The 17277-nt window shown below is 61.8% G+C and carries 16 protein-coding genes; 12 read left to right on the top strand and 4 right to left on the bottom strand.

Annotated elements, in window-relative coordinates:
- Positions 1-73 precede the first annotated feature (73 nt).
- Both olsB and HU725_RS04550 read left to right on the top strand, forming a co-directional pair.
- Complete coding sequence (olsB, locus tag HU725_RS04555; RefSeq protein WP_060478089.1) at positions 74-829, top strand: L-ornithine N(alpha)-acyltransferase; 756 nt, start codon at positions 74-76, stop codon at positions 827-829.
- Positions 829-1617 (top strand): lysophospholipid acyltransferase family protein, encoded by a 789-nt coding sequence (locus HU725_RS04550; RefSeq protein WP_186477634.1) that lies wholly within the window; start codon positions 829-831, stop codon positions 1615-1617. Before olsB ends, HU725_RS04550 begins: the two co-directional genes overlap by 1 nt.
- Before the next feature lie 81 nt (positions 1618-1698).
- Here HU725_RS04550 and HU725_RS04545 read toward each other — a convergent pair whose 3' ends face one another.
- The gene (locus tag HU725_RS04545; RefSeq protein ID WP_186477515.1) at positions 1699-2283 is read right to left on the bottom strand and encodes an acyl carrier protein phosphodiesterase; all 585 of its coding nucleotides are present in this window, start codon (positions 2281-2283) and stop codon (positions 1699-1701) included.
- Positions 2284-2435: 152 nt separating this feature from the next.
- On the opposite strand from HU725_RS04545, the gene HU725_RS04540 reads away from it, so the two are divergent.
- A complete protein-coding gene (locus HU725_RS04540) occupies positions 2436-2738 on the top strand; it encodes an ArsR/SmtB family transcription factor (protein ID WP_060478092.1) in 303 nt (100 codons plus the stop codon).
- Positions 2739-2755: 17 nt separating this feature from the next.
- Positions 2756-3805, top strand: a complete 1050-nt coding sequence (locus tag HU725_RS04535) for an alkene reductase (protein WP_186477514.1) — start codon at positions 2756-2758, stop codon at positions 3803-3805.
- Positions 3806-3860: 55 nt separating this feature from the next.
- Here the strand turns inward: HU725_RS04535 and HU725_RS04530 are convergent, their stop codons facing one another.
- The 3 genes from HU725_RS04530 to HU725_RS04520 all read right to left on the bottom strand — a co-directional run bounded on the left by HU725_RS04530 (position 3861) and on the right by HU725_RS04520 (position 6701).
- Positions 3861-4682, bottom strand: a complete 822-nt coding sequence (locus HU725_RS04530; RefSeq protein ID WP_060478094.1) for a hypothetical protein — start codon at positions 4680-4682, stop codon at positions 3861-3863.
- Between the two features lie 87 nt (positions 4683-4769).
- Complete coding sequence (locus HU725_RS04525; RefSeq protein ID WP_060478095.1) at positions 4770-5765, bottom strand: NAD-dependent epimerase/dehydratase family protein; 996 nt, start codon at positions 5763-5765, stop codon at positions 4770-4772.
- A 45-nt stretch (positions 5766-5810) separates the two neighbouring features.
- Positions 5811-6701, bottom strand: a complete 891-nt coding sequence (locus HU725_RS04520; protein WP_186477513.1) for a LysR family transcriptional regulator ArgP — start codon at positions 6699-6701, stop codon at positions 5811-5813.
- A 104-nt stretch (positions 6702-6805) separates the two neighbouring features.
- Between HU725_RS04520 and HU725_RS04515 the strand changes: the two genes are divergently transcribed.
- From HU725_RS04515 to HU725_RS04480, 8 genes are all read left to right on the top strand, one after another.
- Entirely contained in the window at positions 6806-7405 is a 600-nt protein-coding gene (locus HU725_RS04515) for a LysE/ArgO family amino acid transporter (protein WP_186477512.1), read from the top strand.
- Positions 7406-7634: 229 nt separating this feature from the next.
- Positions 7635-8231, top strand: coding sequence for a superoxide dismutase (locus HU725_RS04510; RefSeq protein WP_009686825.1), 597 nt, complete (start codon positions 7635-7637; stop codon positions 8229-8231).
- Between the two features lie 236 nt (positions 8232-8467).
- A complete protein-coding gene (locus HU725_RS04505; RefSeq protein ID WP_186477511.1) occupies positions 8468-10519 on the top strand; it encodes a putative bifunctional diguanylate cyclase/phosphodiesterase in 2052 nt (683 codons plus the stop codon).
- 156 nt (positions 10520-10675) lie between these two features.
- Complete coding sequence (locus tag HU725_RS04500; protein WP_186477510.1) at positions 10676-12013, top strand: imelysin family protein; 1338 nt, start codon at positions 10676-10678, stop codon at positions 12011-12013.
- Positions 12014-12288: 275 nt separating this feature from the next.
- Positions 12289-13716, top strand: a complete 1428-nt coding sequence (locus tag HU725_RS04495) for a di-heme oxidoreductase family protein (protein WP_186477509.1) — start codon at positions 12289-12291, stop codon at positions 13714-13716.
- A gap of 19 nt (positions 13717-13735) precedes the next feature.
- Positions 13736-14800: an imelysin family protein gene (locus HU725_RS04490; RefSeq protein ID WP_186477508.1), complete on the top strand. Its 1065-nt coding sequence runs from the start codon at positions 13736-13738 to the stop codon at positions 14798-14800.
- Between the two features lie 2 nt (positions 14801-14802).
- Positions 14803-15900, top strand: coding sequence for a DUF1513 domain-containing protein (locus HU725_RS04485; RefSeq protein WP_186477507.1), 1098 nt, complete (start codon positions 14803-14805; stop codon positions 15898-15900).
- 220 nt (positions 15901-16120) lie between these two features.
- Positions 16121-17269, top strand: coding sequence for an efflux RND transporter periplasmic adaptor subunit (locus HU725_RS04480; RefSeq protein ID WP_186477506.1), 1149 nt, complete (start codon positions 16121-16123; stop codon positions 17267-17269).
- Positions 17270-17277: the final 8 nt, after the last annotated feature.

Raw genomic sequence — 17277 nt, 5'->3', positions numbered from 1 at the left:
CCTACCTAGGCTGACTGTGCACAACAAAGCCGACCGGCCGCAACCCTTCATGGCTGGCTTATGGAGACTCGCAATGACTCGGATCGCTCACCGTGGTGGCAACAGCACCGAACGCCGTCTGCAAGCCGAACGCCTGGTCGGGCCTGCAGCCCTTCAGGAGGCTCAAGCCCTGCGTTTCAGGGTGTTCAGCGCAGAGTTCAAGGCCAGGCTCAAAGGCGCTGACCAGGGTCTGGACATGGATGACTACGATGAACACTGCCGGCACATCGGCGTACGCGACCTGAGCACCGGCCAGCTGGTGGCCACCACCCGCTTGCTCGATCACCAGGCGGCCAGCAGCCTGGGGCGCTTCTACAGTGAAGAAGAATTCAGCTTGCACGGTCTGCGTCAATTGCAGGGCCCGATCCTCGAACTGGGTCGCACCTGCGTCGCCCCGGACTACCGCAACGGCGGCACCATAGCCGTGCTCTGGGGCGAATTGGCCGAGGTGCTCAACGAAGGCCGCTACAGCTACCTGATGGGCTGCGCCAGCATCCCCATGCAAGACGGGGGTGTCCAAGCCCATGCGGTCATGCAACGGCTGCGCGAGCGTTATCTGTGCAACGAGCACCTGCGCGCCGAGCCAAAAAAACCTCTGCCCAGCCTGGCGTTGCCGAGCAACGTCATTGCCGAAATGCCCCCGTTGCTCAAAGCCTACATGCGCCTGGGGGCCAAGATCTGTGGGGAGCCTTGCTGGGACCAGGACTTCCAGGTGGCGGACGTCTTCATTCTGCTCAAGCGCGACGAGCTGTGCCCGCGCTACGCCAGACACTTCAAGGCAGCCGTCTGATGGGTGGGGTGCGGGTACTGCTCCGCCTGTCCCGCCTGCTGCTGGTATTGTTGCTCGGCCTGCTCATGGCCACTGTCGTCGCGCTGGGGGACCGGTCAGGGCTCAAGGTGTCTCTCGGGCTGCGCCAGCGTTTGTCCTGCTGGTTCATGAAGCGTCTGGTCAGCGCTTTGCCGTTCCAGGTGCGGGTAACCGGTGAGCGGCCAAAACGGCCGATGCTCTGGGTCAGCAATCATGTGTCCTGGACCGACATTCCACTGCTAGGCATGCTGCTACCACTTTCGTTTCTGTCCAAGGCCGAAGTCCGCCAGTGGCCGGTAGCCGGCTGGCTGGCAGAAAAAGCCGGCACGCTGTTCATTCGCCGCGGTGGCGGCGACAGTCAGCGCCTGCGCGAACAGATCAGCGAACAATTGCGCCAGGCCCGGCCACTGCTGATTTTCCCAGAGGGCACTACCACCGATGGGTGCCAGCTGCGCACTTTCCACGGCCGGCTGCTGGCCGGTGCCATCGACCAGGGCGTGGCGGTGCAGCCAGTGGCCATTCAATACCTGCGCGACGGCAAGGCAGACCTGATAGCACCCTTCATTGGTGACGACGACCTGGTTTCGCACCTGATGCGCTTATTCGCCCAGCCTCGGGGGCAAGTGTGCATTCACCTGTTGACGCCGATCGACAGTGCCCAGAAGGAACGGGCGGCGCTGGCGTTTCAGGCGCAACAGGCGATTCACATGGCGTTGTTCGGCGTCGAACACATGCCGGCGGTGCCTCGGCGTCAGGCACGTGCTGCCTGATTCATGCAGTGGTGCCCTCAGATTCCGCACTGGCTTTGTGGGCGCTTGACCTGCGAAAAGGCCGGCGAAGACAACACAAGCTCAACTGCCGGGCTGCCGACCGGTCGCAGCGAACGCCTGCAGCTGAGGGTAGAACGCACGAAAATCCGCCAGCAGCGGCTCGTACAGGCGTTCCAGCTCATGCATCACCCCAGCCATCCCTTCAGGCCGCGACAGGCGCCGGGAAATACCCTTGAACACCTGCTCCAGCGTGGCAAAGTCGCCATAGGCATCCAGCCAATCATCTGCCGCCATGGAGGGCGCGATCCGCGCCAGCCGCCCTGGCAACTCAGGCTCAGCCAGCAACACTCGATAAAACGCTCCAGTGAACTGCGCCAGCGGCTGTTCAGCGTAATCCCCCCAGTGTCGGGCCAGGCAATGGTCGAAGAACACATCCAGCACGATGCCGGCAAAGCGCCGTCGCGATGAAGGAAAACGCGCCAGCGCAGCCAATACCAATGGGTGCTGGTCGGTGAAGCTGTCAATGCGCCGGTGCAGCCTGATCGCTGCCTCTAGCGCAGGCGGAAAACGCCCTTCGAGCGAGCCTTTGACGAAGTCGCCATACAGGCTGCCGAGCATTTGCTGCGGAGCAGAGCCGCCAAGGTGCAGATGTGCCAAGTAATTCATGCCGGCAGTTTAGCACCCTGATCTCGCATATCGTTATAACGCGATATAGCGATTTGCACTCAGCTCAGAACCTCTTCGTATTTGTATATCGCTAAATACCGATGTACGTTTCGTTGTATCGCGATATACCGCTACAGCACGAGCCTCACCCCATGCCACTTGATCTCGACGAAATCATAAAAGCGCTGGCCCATCCGGTCAGGCGAGAAATCCTAAGCTGGCTGAAAGACCCGGCTGCTCAATTTCCCGACCAGTACCACAGCACCGAAAACGGTGTTTGCGCCGGGCAGATCGACCAACGCTGCGGGCTCTCGCAGTCCACCGTGTCAGCCCACTTGGCCACCTTGCAACGGGCGGGTCTGATCACCAGCCAGAAGGTCGGTCAATGGCACTTTTTCAAACGCAACGAAGCCACCATCGAGGCATTTCTCGAACAACTGCGCCAAGCGCTTTGACAAGGCAGGTAACCGTTATGACAACGCTTTTCGATCCGATCCAACTGGGCGATGTGCAGTTGCCCAACCGCATCATCATGGCGCCATTGACTCGATGCCGGGCCGATGACGGCCGCGTTCCCAACGCCCTGATGGCCGAATACTATGTTCAACGCGCCAGCGCTGGGCTGATTCTAAGCGAAGCGACCTCGGTCACACCCATGGGCGTAGGTTATCCAGACACGCCTGGCATCTGGAACGATGAGCAGGTCCGTGGTTGGAACAATGTCACCTCGGCCGTCCATGGCGCAGGGGGGCGGATATTCCTGCAACTGTGGCACGTCGGCCGTATCTCTCACCCCAGCTACCTCAACGGCGAACTGCCAGTAGCACCCAGCGCGATCCCAGCCAAGGGCCACGTAAGCCTGGTGCGCCCACTTAGCGACTACCCCACCCCGCGCGCCCTGGAAACCGAAGAAATCGCCGATATCGTCGAGGCCTACCGCAGCGCGGCCGAGAATGCCAAGGCCGCCGGCTTCGACGGTGTGGAAATCCATGGCGCCAACGGCTACCTGCTTGACCAGTTCCTGCAAACCAGCACCAACCAGCGCACCGACCGTTACGGTGGCTCCTTGGAAAACCGCGCGAGGTTGTTGCTGGAAGTCACCGACGCAGCCATCGGCGTGTGGGGGGCTGGCCGCGTGGGCGTGCACCTGTCGCCACGCGCCGACGCCCATGACATGGGTGATGCCAACCGCGCCGAGACCTTCACCTATGTGGCACGTGAACTGGGCAAACGCGGCATCGCTTTCATCTGCTCGCGGGAGAAGGAAGCCGACGACAGCATTGGCCCGCTGATCAAGGAAGCCTTCGGTGGCCCGTATATCGTCAACGAGCGCTTCGACAAGGCCAGCGCCAATGCCGCCCTGGCGGGGGGCAAAGCCGATGCGGTAGCGTTCGGTGTGCCATTTATCGCCAACCCGGACCTGCCGGCGCGGCTGGCAGCGGATGCGCCGTTGAACGAGGCGCATCCTGAGACTTTCTATGCAAAGGGCCCGGTGGGGTACATCGATTACCCACGCCTGTGACCCGGACATGGGCCGCTTGGCGGCCCATTCCAGGGTAAGCCCGCTGCAATCACCTTCAACGCCGAGCGTTGATCTGCTGCTGCAGGTTTTGAATCTGACTCTGCAGGGTATTGAGGTTGCGCGTGGTCTGCCCGCGGAATGCATCGAACTCCTGCACGGTCGCCCCATTTGAAGACGCTGAGCGGCTTTCCATCTGGGTCTTGAGCACCAGAACATCTTGCTCCAGGCTTTCCACTGCAGCTTTCTGGCTGCCCTGTTTCTTAAGCGCCGCCACTTCGTCGCTCAGACTCTTCAACTGGCCATCAAGCTTGCCGCCGTCCACCTGCCCCGACTTCAACGCCGCCAACTCGGCATTCACCGCCTTCAGTTGAGCTTGCAATTGGTTCTGAAGCTCAGTCACCGCCTTTTGCTGCTCGCGAGTATCGGCCAGAACTTGTTCCAGCCGCTTGCCCAGGTCTCCTGCCTGCCCGGCCACACCTTGCTGCTGCTTGCCCTGCTCGGCCAGGCTGGCCTGCAACTGACGGATCTGCAGCTTCAAGGCCTCACTACCGCTGGTACTTGAAGATTCGCTGGCAGCGACCTTGCCGCTGATTGCCTGCAAGCGCCCGGCGGCCTCTTCGCTGATACGCGCAAAGCTCTCCTGGGTGGCCACCAACTGCTGCTCCATCAGCGAGATTTGCTGAAAGCTCCACCAGCCCAGCCCGGCGAGGGCGATGAACGCTGCGATCAGCAACGCCCACAGCGCTCCGCTGCTGGCTGGCCGGGCTGCCTTCTGACGGCTGCGCGAAACATGCGCAGGCAGCAGTTCGTCGTCATCGGGGGTACCGGCACGCAAAGTGGGTACGTCATCGAAATCGTCGTGGGCATCGTTACGCATAGGTGGCTTCAACCGCGGTAGTAGCAAAGAGACATGAGTATAAACCGCTCAAGCGGCGCTCTGATGACCATCATCTACCGATCCGGTTCATTGCCCCAAGGGTTGATGCTTCCACCAGGCGCAGAATTCATCCAGCGCCGTCCACAGGCTGACGTTGGGTTGATAATCCAGATACTGCCGGGCGCGGCTGATATCCAGGGTGAAATCGCGGCTCATCACCTGCATGCCCAGGCGCGTCAACGTCGGCTGCGGGCGCCCTGGCCAGAGCAGGCAAGCCGCCTCGTTCAAAGCCGCCAGGCTATAGGCCAGCCCGTAGGCGCGATAGCGCGTCACCTGCGGCAACTGCATCTGGCGCATCACATAGTTGACCACGTCCCACAAAGGCAGCGGCTGCCCGTTGCTGATGTTGTACGCCTGGCCCAGGGCACGGTCTTGGGCGAATAGCGCACTGAGCAACGCCTCGTTGAGGTTGTGCACGCTGGTAAAGTCGACTTTGTTCAGGCCATTGCCGATGATTGCCAGCCGGCCCTTGCGCTGCATCTGCATCAACCGCGGGAAAATGCTCGCATCACCTGCGCCGGTGACGAACCGTGGACGCAGCGCCAGCACTTCCAGGCCGAACTCCTGGGCACCGAATACTTTCTGCTCGGCGATGTGCTTGGTCTGCGCATAGTGATCATGGAACCGGCGCGGTACCTGGTCCTCGCGGATACCCTGGCGCGCCTTGCCATTGAAGTAGATCGATGGCGATGACAAGTGCACCAGCCGTCGAACATGTTCCTTGAGGCAGCCTTCGACGATGTTTTCCGTGACTGTCACGTTGCCCTGGTAGAAGTCCTGGTAGCGCCCCCAGTTGCCCACCGCCCCCGCGCAATGCACCACCGCTTCGACGCCCTGGCACAGCCGCCGGGCAAGCTCAGGATCCGCCAGATCGCCAGGTATGAACTGCGCACCGCGCTTGACCAAGTGCTCCACGCCTTCGGCGCGCCGGCCGCTGACCCGCACAGCCAGGCCCTGCTCCAGGGCAAAGCGCGCAAAGCGCCCGCCGATGAAGCCGCTCGCCCCGGTGACCAGAATTTGCATGTATGACTCCGCCTTGATTTCAGATGCAACAGACGTCAGCCGCCGCTACAAGGGCACCAGCCAATGCTGTGCCGTTTGCCGCAGGTGTTCGGTCAGTTGCGCGAGCAATTGCCCGCCGTTGCGCCAATGATGCCAGTACAGCGGCACATCGATGGGGGTATCGCTGCAGATTTCTACCAACAGGCCATTGGACAACTGCTCACGGGCCTGCAATTCAGGCACCAACCCCCAACCCAAGCCAGCCTCGGCCATGCGCAGAAAGCCTTCCGAAGAGGGGCACAGATGGTGCAGAAAACCGTCCTCTATTCCCAGCGATGCCAGGTAGCGATGCTGCAGGAAATCGTCCGGCCCATAGACGATCGCTGGTGTACGAGCCAACCGCTGCGCCTTAAAGCCTTGGGGGAAATAGCGTTGCATGAAGGCAGGGCTAGCCAGCGCCCGGTAACGCATGGCACCCAACGGCAGGCTGCGAGCGCCCGCCACTGGGCGCTCGCTGCCACACAGGCAGGCGGCCACCTCGCCGGCACGCATGCGCTTGAGGCCCACCTCCTGGTCTTCTACCACCAGGTCAGTGAGCAACTGATGCTCGGCGCAGAAAGCGCCAATCGCCCCAGACCACCACGTCGCCAGGCTGTCGGCGTTGAGGGCGATGCGTAAGCGCTCGGGCAACCCCTGCTCGTCCAACGCTGGCACCTGGCGCTGCAGGTCGCGCTCAAGCAAGCGCACCTGCTGAACGTGGTTGAGCAACTGCCGGCCCACTTCAGTCGGGCTAGGCGGGGTGGCGCGCACCAGTACCGGCTGGCCGACCCGCGCCTCGAGCAGTTTGATCCGTTGCGAAATGGCCGATTGCGACAAGCTTAATACCTGTGCGGCGCGCTCGAAACCGCCTTGCTCGATCACCGCCGCCAGGGCGGCAAGCAGCTTATAGTCGAACATCGATTTTCCTAATGAGAGATCAGCTTTATTTGTTTTTCTTATACAGCGCTGCTCGCCACAATGGCCAGCATCTTCAATGGCAGTTCATAACTGGAGCACGCGCCATGTGGCAAAGCTATCTCAACGGCATGCTGGTGGCCTTCGGCCTGATCATGGCCATCGGTGCACAAAACGCCTTCGTGCTCGCTCAAAGCCTGCGCCGCGAGCACCACTTGCCCGTGGCCGCTCTGTGCATCGTCTGCGATGCCATCCTGGTGGCAGCCGGGGTGTTCGGCCTGGCCACGGTCCTGGCCCACAACCCTACCCTGCTGGCCATCGCCCGCTGGGGTGGTGCGGTGTTTCTACTGTGGTATGGGGCCAAGGCATTGCGCAGCGCCTGCGCCAAGCAAAGCCTGCAGCACCAGGAGGGCCAGGGCATGCGCTCGCGCAAGGCGGTTCTGCTCAGTGCCCTGGCCGTTACCCTGCTCAACCCCCACGTCTACCTCGACACGGTACTGCTGATTGGCTCGCTTGGTGCCCAGCAGCCAGTGCCCGGGGCTTATGTGGCAGGTGCCGCCAGCGCCTCGATGGTGTGGTTCTCGAGCCTGGCCATCGGTGCGGCGTGGCTTGCGCCATGGCTGGCACGGCCGGCCACGTGGCGCATGCTCGATTTGATGGTGGCGGTGATGATGTTTGCCGTGGCGGCTCAGTTGATCTTCAACTGAGCTGGCGATGGTCACAGGCGCTACAAACCCCGAGACGAGCACCACCGGTCGGCGGCGGCCAACCGCTCTGGAACCTCTATTCCCTATCTTTGTTGCGTGGTTATGCGCCGGGGCCGGTGCTATGATCCAGCCCTTGCGTCGCAAAGAGTAAAAACTCGCCGACGTATATCGGGCCGCCCGTGATCGGCCTTGCGCAAACCGCAAACAGACCTGAATCAGGAGATCCACCATGGCTTTTGAATTGCCGCCGCTGCCGTACGCCCACGATGCCCTGCAGCCGCACATCTCCAAGGAAACCCTGGAGTATCACCACGACAAGCACCACAACACCTATGTCGTGAACCTGAACAACCTGGTCCCAGGCACCGAATTCGAAGGCAAGTCCCTGGAAGAGATCGTCAAGGCCTCTTCGGGCGGCATCTTCAACAACGCCGCTCAAGTCTGGAACCACACCTTCTACTGGAACTGCCTGTCGCCAAACGGCGGCGGCCAGCCGACTGGCGCCCTGGCTGATGCCATCAACGCCGCATTCGGTTCCTTCGACAAGTTCAAGGAAGAGTTCACCAAGACTTCGGTCGGCACCTTCGGTTCCGGCTGGGGCTGGCTGGTCAAGAAAGCTGACGGTTCCCTGGCCCTGGCCAGCACCATCGGCGCTGGCTGCCCGCTGACCAGCGGTGACACCCCACTGCTGACCTGCGACGTCTGGGAACACGCCTACTACATCGACTATCGCAACCTGCGTCCTAAGTACGTCGAGGCTTTCTGGAACCTGGTCAACTGGGCATTCGTTGCCGAGCAGTTCGAAGGCAAGACCTTCAAGGCCTGAGTCAATCAGCCTTGAACGAGAAGCCCGGCCCAGTGCCGGGCTTTTTTGTGCCTGGCTGATGAACCTGGGGTCTTGCTCAGCGCGCACAGCACGCTAACATCAAACGTCAGGAATTTTGATCGCGCGCACTCAAGTTGCAGGATCGAGCAACCGATACACTAGCCAAGGTCGGCTAATAGTGTATTGCCAATGTTAATGGCAAAATGCCGCCATGCGCATGGATTAAGGAAACCCCATTGAAGCTGGAATTGCGGAACAGCTTGTCGGTCAAGTTGCTCAGGGTCGTGCTCCTTTCAGCGCTGGCCGTTGGCGTGGTCCTCAGTTGCGCGCAAATCGTCTATGACACCTACAAGATACGCCAAGCCGTCAACAACGACGCCCAACGTATCCTCGACATGTTCCGCGACCCTTCCACCCAGGCGGTGTACAGCCTCGACAGGGAAATGGGCATGCAAGTGATGGAAGGCCTGTTCCAGGACAAGTCGGTGCGCATGGCCTCGATCGGCCACCCCAATGAAACCATGCTGGCCGAGAAGTCTCGCCCCCTCCAGGACATGCCGATGCGCTGGCTGACCGACCTGATCCTCGGGCAGGAGCGCGCCTACACAACTCAGCTGGTCGGCCGAGGCCCCTACAGCGAGTACTACGGCGACCTGAGCATCACCCTCGATACCGCGGCTTATGGCGAACAGTTTCTCATCAACGCGGTGATCATCTTCATTTCCGGGGTACTGCGAGCCCTGGCGATGGGCTTGGTGCTTTATTTGGTCTATCACTGGCTGCTGACCAAACCGCTGTCCAAGATCATCGAGCACCTGACCCAGATCAACCCGGATCGCCCGAGCCAGCATCAGATACCACTGCTCAAGGGGCACGAGAAGAATGAGCTGGGCATCTGGGTCAACACCGCCAACCAGCTGCTGGCCTCGATCGAACGCAACACCCATCTGCGCCATGAAGCCGAAAACAGCTTGCAGCGCATGGCCCAGTACGACTTTCTGACCGGGCTGCCCAACCGTCAACAGTTGCAGGCGCAACTGGACAAGATCCTGGCCGATGCCGGCCGCCTGCAGCATCGGGTGGCGGTACTGTGCGTGGGTCTGGACGACTTCAAAGGTATCAACGAGCAGTTCAGCTACCAGGCTGGCGACCAGTTGCTGCTGGCACTGGCCGACCGCCTGCGGGCCCACAGTGGCCGGTTGGGCGCCCTGGCGCGCCTGGGGGGCGACCAGTTCGCCATGGTCCAGGCCAATATCGAACAGCCGTACGAGGCGGCAGAACTGGCCCAGAGTATCCTCGACGACCTGGAACAACCGTTCGGGCTGGACCTGCAGCAGATCCGCCTACGCGCCACCATCGGCATCACCTTGTTCCCTGAAGACGGTGACAGTACCGAAAAGCTGTTGCAGAAGGCCGAGCAGACCATGACCCTGGCCAAGGCCCGCTCGCGCAACCGCTATCAGTTCTATATCGCCAGTGTCGACAGCGAAATGCGCCGCCGCCGCGAACTGGAAAAGGACCTGCGCGAAGCCCTGCCACGCAACCAGCTGTACCTGGTTTACCAACCGCAGATCAGTTACCGCGACCAGCGCGTGGTCGGCGTAGAGGCTTTGCTGCGCTGGCAGCACCCGGAGCTGGGCATGGTCCCACCTGACCAGTTCATCCCGCTGGCCGAACAGAACGGCAGCATCATCGGTATTGGCGAATGGGTGCTCGACCAAGCCTGCCGGCAACTGCGCGAATGGCACGACATGGGCTTCAGCGAGCTGCGCATGGCAGTCAACCTGTCCACCGTGCAGTTGCACCACAATGAACTGCCGCGGGTGGTCAACAACCTACTGCAGGCCTACCGTCTGCCACCTCGCAGCCTGGAGCTTGAGGTTACCGAAACTGGCTTGATGGAAGACATCAGCACCGCCGCCCAGCACCTGCTTAGCCTGCGACGCTCAGGGGCGCTGATCGCCATTGATGACTTCGGCACCGGCTACTCCTCGCTCAGCTATCTCAAATCTCTGCCGCTGGACAAGATCAAGATCGACAAAAGCTTCGTCCAGGACCTGCTCGATGACGATGACGACGCGACCATCGTTCGGGCCATCATCCAGTTGGGCAAAAGCTTAGGCATGCAGGTCATCGCCGAAGGCGTGGAAACCGCCGAGCAGGAAAGCTACATCATCGCCCAAGGCTGCCATGAAGGTCAGGGTTACCACTACAGCAAGCCGTTGACCGCGCGCGAGCTGACCAGTTATCTCAAACAGGCACAGCGCAATCAGGTTTCGGTGCTGTAACGCCTGCTTCGACCAAGGGCACTGACTCGCATTTGCATGAATTGCGAGGCCACCCCTTTACAGCAAATGCAAATCTTTCGCATGATGTTGTCGTTTCGCGTGCCACGGCGCACGGCCCAACCCCATGGTCCAACCACACGACGCAGGAAACCCATAATGATTCGTATGCCTCTGGCCTCCGCCAGTCTGCTGGCCATTGCCATCGCTCTCGCAGGTTGCGGCGAAAGCAAGGATGACAAGGCCGCCGCTCCGCAAGCTCAGGCACCGGCTGCCGCCAGCACCAACGCTGCGGCGCCCGGGGCCGTCGACGAGGCGGCCGGCAAGGCCGTGGTCAAGCATTACACTGAAATGGTCTATGCCGTTTACAGCGACTCGCTGAGTACCGCCAAGACCCTGCAAGGCGCCGTGGATGCATTTCTGGCCAAGCCCAGTGAAGAAACGCTAAAAGCCGCCAAAGAGGCCTGGGCCGCCGCCCGCGTTCCATACCTGCAAAGCGAGGCATTCCGCTTCGGCAACACCATCATCGACGACTGGGAAGGCCAAGTGAACGCCTGGCCTCTGGACGAAGGCCTGATCGACTACGTCGACCAGGGCTACGAACACGCCCTGGGTAACCCAGCCGGTAGTGCCAACATCATCGCCAACACCGAAATTCAAGTGGGCGAAGAGAAGGTCGACGTCAAGGATATCACCCCGCAGAAGCTGGCCAGCCTGAATGAGCTGGCAGGCTCGGAAGCCAACGTCGCCACCGGCTACCACGCCATCGAATTCCTGCTTTGGGGCCAAGACCTCAACGGCACCGGCCCGGGTGCCGGCAACCGTCCTTACACGGACTACCTGGAAGGCAATGGCGCCACTGGTGGGCACAACGACCGCCGTCGTGCCTACCTCAAGGCGGTGACCGACCTGCTGGTCAAGGACCTTGAAGAGATGGTCGGCAACTGGGCGCCGAACGTCGCCGACAACTACCGCGCCACCCTTGAAGCAGAGCCTGTGACCGATGGCTTGCGCAAGATGCTGTTCGGCATGGGCAGCCTGTCGCTGGGCGAACTGGCCGGCGAGCGCATGAAGGTTTCGTTGGAAGCCAACTCGCCTGAAGACGAGCAGGACTGCTTCAGCGACAACACCCACTACTCGCACTTCTACGATGCCAAGGGTATCCGCAACGTCTACCTGGGCGAGTACACCCGGGTCGACGGCACCAAGATGACCGGCCCGAGCCTGTCTTCGCTGGTTGCAAAAGTGGACCCTGCGACCGACGCGACCCTCAAGGCTGACCTTGAGGCCACCGAAGCGAAAATCCAGGTGATGGTCGACCACGCCCTCAAAGGTGAGCACTACGACCAGCTGATCGCCGCCGACAACGCTGCCGGCAACCAGATCGTGCGCGATGCCATCGCTTCGCTGGTCAAGCAAACCGGCTCTATCGAGCAAGCTGCCAGCAAACTGGGCATTGCCAACCTCAACCCGGACACCGCCGATCACGACTTCTGATCAGCTCTGGCGTTGCTAACAGAGGCGGCCTTCGGGCCGCCTTTTTTATGTGCCCGCCTTGTGGCAGCTCAAGCCCAGCGCTGCCGATCACCTCGGAGCATGCGCAGTGTGTGGACTGACGGAAGCATGTTCACCCGCGAGAGGGCCCACAGCGTTTCATGAAACATCGGTGTTTCACACTCTTTTCATCAGCCTAATTGCAAATTGCTCTTATTCAAACATCGCCGTCCTGCTAAGCTTGCACGCCGGTTTTTCGTCCACGTCCAGGATTGTGCATGTCCTCGCCGCTGTCCCGATTCGCCCTTTTGCTGTTGACCCTCGCCCTTGCCGCCTGTGATGACGCTGCGCGTTTTACCCAGGCCGAGCCCGGCGAAGCGCTGTCTGGCGGCCAGGCAACGGTATTGCGCCAGGACCGCAACGCGTTTTCTCTACCTTCGGCCAATCTCTCGGCCGAGCGGCGGCTGGATTTCGCAGTGGGCAACAGCTTCTTCCGCAACCCATGGGTGATCGCACCGTCCACCACCACCGCGCGTGACGGCCTGGGCCCACTGTTCAACACCACGGCGTGCCAGAACTGCCACGTGCGCGATGGCCGTGGCCACCCGCCAGAGCCCGGCGACAGCAATGCCGTAGGCATGCTGGTGCGCCTGTCGATCCCCGACCAGCCTTATCTGGCCAAAGTGATCGAGCGCCTGGGCGTGGTTCCTGAACCGGTCTACGGCACACAGCTGCAGGACATGGCCATCCCAGGTGTGGCCCCAGAAGGCAAGGTCAGAGTGAGCTACAGCACCCAGACCGTGACCTTCAAGGACGGCCATACGGTACAATTGCGCCGCCCGAGCTTGGAGATCACCCAGCTCGGCTACGGCCCGATGCACCCGGATACACGCTTCTCGGCACGCGTGGCGCCGCCGATGATCGGCCTGGGCCTGCTCGAAGCCATCCCGGAAGCGGCGATTCTGGCCAATGAGGACCCGGATGATCGCAACCATGACGGTATCCGCGGCCGCGCCAACCGGGTGTGGGACGACGCCCAAGGCAAGACTGTGGTGGGCCGTTTCGGCTGGAAGGCGGGGCAGCCGAATGTCAATCAGCAGAACGCGCACGCCTTCGTGGGCGACATGGGCCTGACCAGCACATTGCAACCAAAGGACGACTGTACAGCGGCCCAGGTCGACTGCCTGGCCGCACCCAATGGCAATGGTGAGGGCGATGAGAAGGAAGTCAGCGACAATATCCTGCGCCTTGTCACCTTCTATACCCGTAATCTGGGCGTCCCAGCCCGTCGCGACGTTGACGCGCCACACGTACTGGCGGGCAAGAACTTATTCTTCCAGGCCGGTTGCCAGGCCTGCCACGTGCCGCAGTTCACCACCGCCGCCAATACCGCGCAAGCGGAACTGGCAAGCCAGGTGATCCGCCCCTATAGCGACCTGCTGCTGCACGACATGGGCCCAGGCCTGTCTGACGAACGTACCGAATTCAGCGCCAACGGCCAGGACTGGCGTACCCCGCCCTTATGGGGGATCGGCCTGACCGAAGCAGTCAGTGGTCACACCCAGTTTCTGCACGACGGGCGCGCCCGCAATCTGCTCGAAGCCGTGCTCTGGCATGGCGGGGAAGCCCAGCGGGCGCGCGACCATGTGCTGACCTTCAATGCCGAGCAACGCGCCGCGTTGCTGGCCTTTCTGAACTCACTTTAATACGCGTAAGGAGCCGGGCATGTTCCGACCCAAACTGTTGTTCACCAGCCTCGCCGCACTCGCCTTGGGTGCTTGCTCGCCGCAAGACCCACAGGCAGTGACCTCCGCTGCGATTGCCAAGCAGGTGATCCTGCCGACCTACAGCCGCTGGGTCGAAGCCGACCGCCAATTGGCTGCCAGTGCACTGGCTTACTGTGAGGGCAAGGAAAGCTTGGACACGGCCCGTGCCGACTTCCTCAACGCGCAGAAAGCCTGGGCACAGCTGCAGCCTCTGCTGGTCGGGCCGCTGGCCGAGGGCAACCGCGCCTGGCAAGTACAGTTCTGGCCTGACAAGAAAAACCTGGTGGGGCGTCAGGTCGAACAGCTGGTCAATGGCGACAAGCCGGTCGATGCCGATGCCTTGGGCAAAGCCAGCGTGGTCGTGCGCGGCCTGTCGGCCTACGAATACATCCTGTTCGACAGCAAGCCAGACGTCGCCACGGCCGAACAGAAGGCCCGGTACTGCCCACTGCTGGTTGCCATCGGCGAGCATCAGAAGAACCTGGCCGAGGAAATCCTCAAAGGTTGGAACAGCACCGACGGCATGCTTTCGCAGATGACCAAGTTCCCCAACCAGCGCTATGCCGACTCCCACGAGGCGATCGCCGACCTGCTGCGCTCCCAGGTCACAGCCCTGGACACCTTGAAGAAGAAACTGGGTGCGCCAATGGGCCGTCAGAGCAAGGGCATCGCCCAGCCCCTGCAAGCCGAAGCCTGGCGTAGCCACTCCTCGCTCACCAGCCTTGAGGAAACCCTCAAAGCGGCCCAGGCAGTGTGGGTCGGGGTCGATAATCAGGGCCTGCGCGGCCTGCTGCCCGGCGATCAGAAAGCGCTGGCGCAGAAGATCGACGACGCCTACGCTACGGCCCTCAAACTGCTGGCCGACAACCACAAGACCCTCGGCGAACTGCTGGCCGACGACGCCGGCCAGCAAACGCTCAACCAGATCTACGATGCCCTGAACGCTGTTCACCGCCTGCACGAAGGCGAGCTGGCTAAAGCGCTGAACATTCAGCTGGGCTTCAATGCCAACGACGGTGACTGACCATGCTGCGACGCCAGGCCCTCAAACTCGGTAGCGTGTTGCTCAGCGCCCTGACCCTGGGCGGCTGGACCCTGTTGCGCAACAAAGGCAGCGAACTTCTGCTGTTGTCGGCGCGTGACGATGGTGACGGCAAGCACTATGCGGTCGGCTTCCGCCTGGACGGTACCCAGGTGTTCTGCACCCAGGTTGCCCAACGTTGCCATGCCATCATCAATCACCCGCAACTGCCGATCGCCCTGTTCGTAGCCCGTCGCCCGGGCACCGAAAGTTATCTGGTGGATTTACGGGACGGGCGCTTGCTGCAAACCATCACTTCGCAAGCAAACCGGCATTTCTACGGCCATGCGGTGATCCACAAAGGTGGTGAGTGGCTGTACGCCACCGAGAACGACACCACCGACCCAGGCCGTGGTGTGCTGGGCGTGTATCGCTTCGAGGGTGAGCGCCTGGTGCACACCGGCGAAATCCCGACCCACGGCATCGGCCCCCATGAAGTGGCATGGCTGCCTGATGGCGAAACGCTGGTCGTGGCCAATGGCGGCATCCGCACAGAGGCCGAAAGCCGGGTCGAGATGAACCTCGATGCGATGCAGCCAAGCCTGGTACTGATGCAGCGCGACGGCACCCTGCTGAGCAAGGAAACCCTGGCGCAGCAGATGAACAGCATTCGCCACTTGGCGGTGGGCGACGATGGCACCATCGCCGCCTGCCAGCAATTCATGGGGGCTGCCGACGAGACCGCAGAACTGCTGGCGATCAAGCGCCCCGGCGAGCCGTTCAAGGCGTTCCCTGTGCCGGAGCGGCAACTGCAATCGATGGCCCAGTACACCGCCAGCGTTGCCATCCACAGCGAACTGCGCCTGGTGGCACTGACTGCGCCGCGGGCAAATCGCCTGTTCGTCTGGGACTTGGACAGTGGTGCGGTCAAGCTCGACGCACCCATGCCTGATTGCGCCGGGGTCGGTGCGGTCGACAATGGATTCGTCGTCACTTCCGGGCAGGGCCGCTGCCGCTTCTACGATTGCCGCAAGGCCGAGCTGATAGGGCAACCGATGGACCTGCCGTCCGGGTTCTGGGACAACCATCTGCACCTGGTCTGATTCGTGCCTGGCTGCCCTGGCTGTTCGCGGCCAAGGCCGCACCTATGGGGGCTGCACAAACCCGTTGAGCGGGCAGCCCTGTAGATGCGGTTATAGCCGCGTTGGGATCAATACAGGCAATCCCCTTCCCTTCTGCAATACTTCCATGATCCGCACGTGGGCAGGACCGCCCGTTGTCGTGCCATAACCAAAACAAACCCGCATCCAAGGAACCGGACCTATGGTACGTCGCCGCATGCTCATCATGTTGGCCGTCGTGGTGCTGATCGTGCTGGCCCTTGGGGGCTACAAAGGCTTCTCGATCTATCAGCAGATCCAGACGTTCTCTGCGCCTCGCCCGCCAATCACCGTTGCGGCGGCCGTGGCCGAAAAGCGCCAATGGCAGGAACGCCTGCCAGCAGTGGGCAGCCTCAAAGCGCTCCAGGGTGTAGAGCTGAGCCTGGAGGTGGAAGGCATCGTCAAGGCGCTGTACTTCGACTCCGGGCAGAAGGTCAAAGCCGGGCAGCCGCTGCTGCAATTGAACGATGACCAGGAAACCGCCCTGCTCGGCACCGCCCAGGCCGACCTGGGCCTGGCCAAGGTCGATTTCGGTCGCGGTAGCCAATTGGTGGGGGATGCCGCCATCTCCCGCGGCGAGTTCGATCGCTTGTCCTCTCAATATCGACGCAATCAGGCAGTGGTGGAGCAGCTCAAAGCGCAGAAAACCAAGAAGAGCATCAATGCGCCATTCAGTGGCACCATCGGCATCCGCCAGGTGGACATCGGCCAATACCTGGCTGCCGGTACGGTGATTGCCACACTGCAGGATCTTTCCAGCCTGTACGTCGACTTCAACGTACCCGAGCAGGCCCTGCCCCATTTGAGCCTCGGCCAGCAGGCCCTGGTACAGGTTGCGGCGTATCCGGGCCAGACATTCCCAGCACACCTGAGCGCGATCAACCCCAAGGTCGACGAAAACACGCGTAACTTGCTGGTGCGCGCGACCCTGGCCAACCCAGACAACACATTGCTGCCGGGCATGTTCGCCAACCTGCAGGTGCTGCTGCCCGACCCGCAGCCCCAGGTGGTGGTGCCAGAAACCGCCATCACCTACACCCTATACGGCAACTCGGTGTACGTCGTCACACCAAAAAAGGACAAAGACGGCATCGTGCAAAACGACGACAAGGGCCAACCACAGCTAAGCGCCGAGCAGCGTACGGTGCAGACCGGCGAACGCCGCGATGGCCTGGTGGTGGTCAGCAAGGGCCTGGAGGCTGGGGAGCGGATCGTGACTGCCGGGCAACTCAAACTCACCCCAGGGGCGGCCATCCGTATTGCCCAAGACAACGCGCTCACGCCCGAGCAGCGCGCCCCTAACCACGACTGAGCAGGAGG

This window comes from Pseudomonas promysalinigenes (assembly GCF_014269025.2).
In the GTDB taxonomy this organism is placed as follows: domain Bacteria; phylum Pseudomonadota; class Gammaproteobacteria; order Pseudomonadales; family Pseudomonadaceae; genus Aquipseudomonas; species Aquipseudomonas promysalinigenes.
Note: the sequence above shows the minus strand (reverse complement) of the source record. Positions and strands in the feature narration are given on the sequence as shown.

Bases quoted from the DNA above. Each gene is read 5' to 3' on its own strand.
- olsB (WP_060478089.1), top strand. From the start codon at position 74: ATGACTCGGATCGCTCACCGTGGTGGCAACAGCACCGAACGCCGTCTG.
- HU725_RS04550 (WP_186477634.1), top strand. From the start codon at position 829: ATGGGTGGGGTGCGGGTACTGCTCCGCCTGTCCCGCCTGCTGCTGGTA.
- HU725_RS04545 (WP_186477515.1), bottom strand. From the start codon at position 2,283: ATGAATTACTTGGCACATCTGCACCTTGGCGGCTCTGCTCCGCAGCAA.
- HU725_RS04540 (WP_060478092.1), top strand. From the start codon at position 2,436: ATGCCACTTGATCTCGACGAAATCATAAAAGCGCTGGCCCATCCGGTC.
- HU725_RS04535 (WP_186477514.1), top strand. From the start codon at position 2,756: ATGACAACGCTTTTCGATCCGATCCAACTGGGCGATGTGCAGTTGCCC.
- HU725_RS04530 (WP_060478094.1), bottom strand. From the start codon at position 4,682: ATGCGTAACGATGCCCACGACGATTTCGATGACGTACCCACTTTGCGT.
- HU725_RS04525 (WP_060478095.1), bottom strand. From the start codon at position 5,765: ATGCAAATTCTGGTCACCGGGGCGAGCGGCTTCATCGGCGGGCGCTTT.
- HU725_RS04520 (WP_186477513.1), bottom strand. From the start codon at position 6,701: ATGTTCGACTATAAGCTGCTTGCCGCCCTGGCGGCGGTGATCGAGCAA.
- HU725_RS04515 (WP_186477512.1), top strand. From the start codon at position 6,806: ATGTGGCAAAGCTATCTCAACGGCATGCTGGTGGCCTTCGGCCTGATC.
- HU725_RS04510 (WP_009686825.1), top strand. From the start codon at position 7,635: ATGGCTTTTGAATTGCCGCCGCTGCCGTACGCCCACGATGCCCTGCAG.
- HU725_RS04500 (WP_186477510.1), top strand. From the start codon at position 10,676: ATGATTCGTATGCCTCTGGCCTCCGCCAGTCTGCTGGCCATTGCCATC.
- HU725_RS04495 (WP_186477509.1), top strand. From the start codon at position 12,289: ATGTCCTCGCCGCTGTCCCGATTCGCCCTTTTGCTGTTGACCCTCGCC.
- HU725_RS04490 (WP_186477508.1), top strand. From the start codon at position 13,736: ATGTTCCGACCCAAACTGTTGTTCACCAGCCTCGCCGCACTCGCCTTG.
- HU725_RS04485 (WP_186477507.1), top strand. From the start codon at position 14,803: ATGCTGCGACGCCAGGCCCTCAAACTCGGTAGCGTGTTGCTCAGCGCC.
- HU725_RS04480 (WP_186477506.1), top strand. From the start codon at position 16,121: ATGGTACGTCGCCGCATGCTCATCATGTTGGCCGTCGTGGTGCTGATC.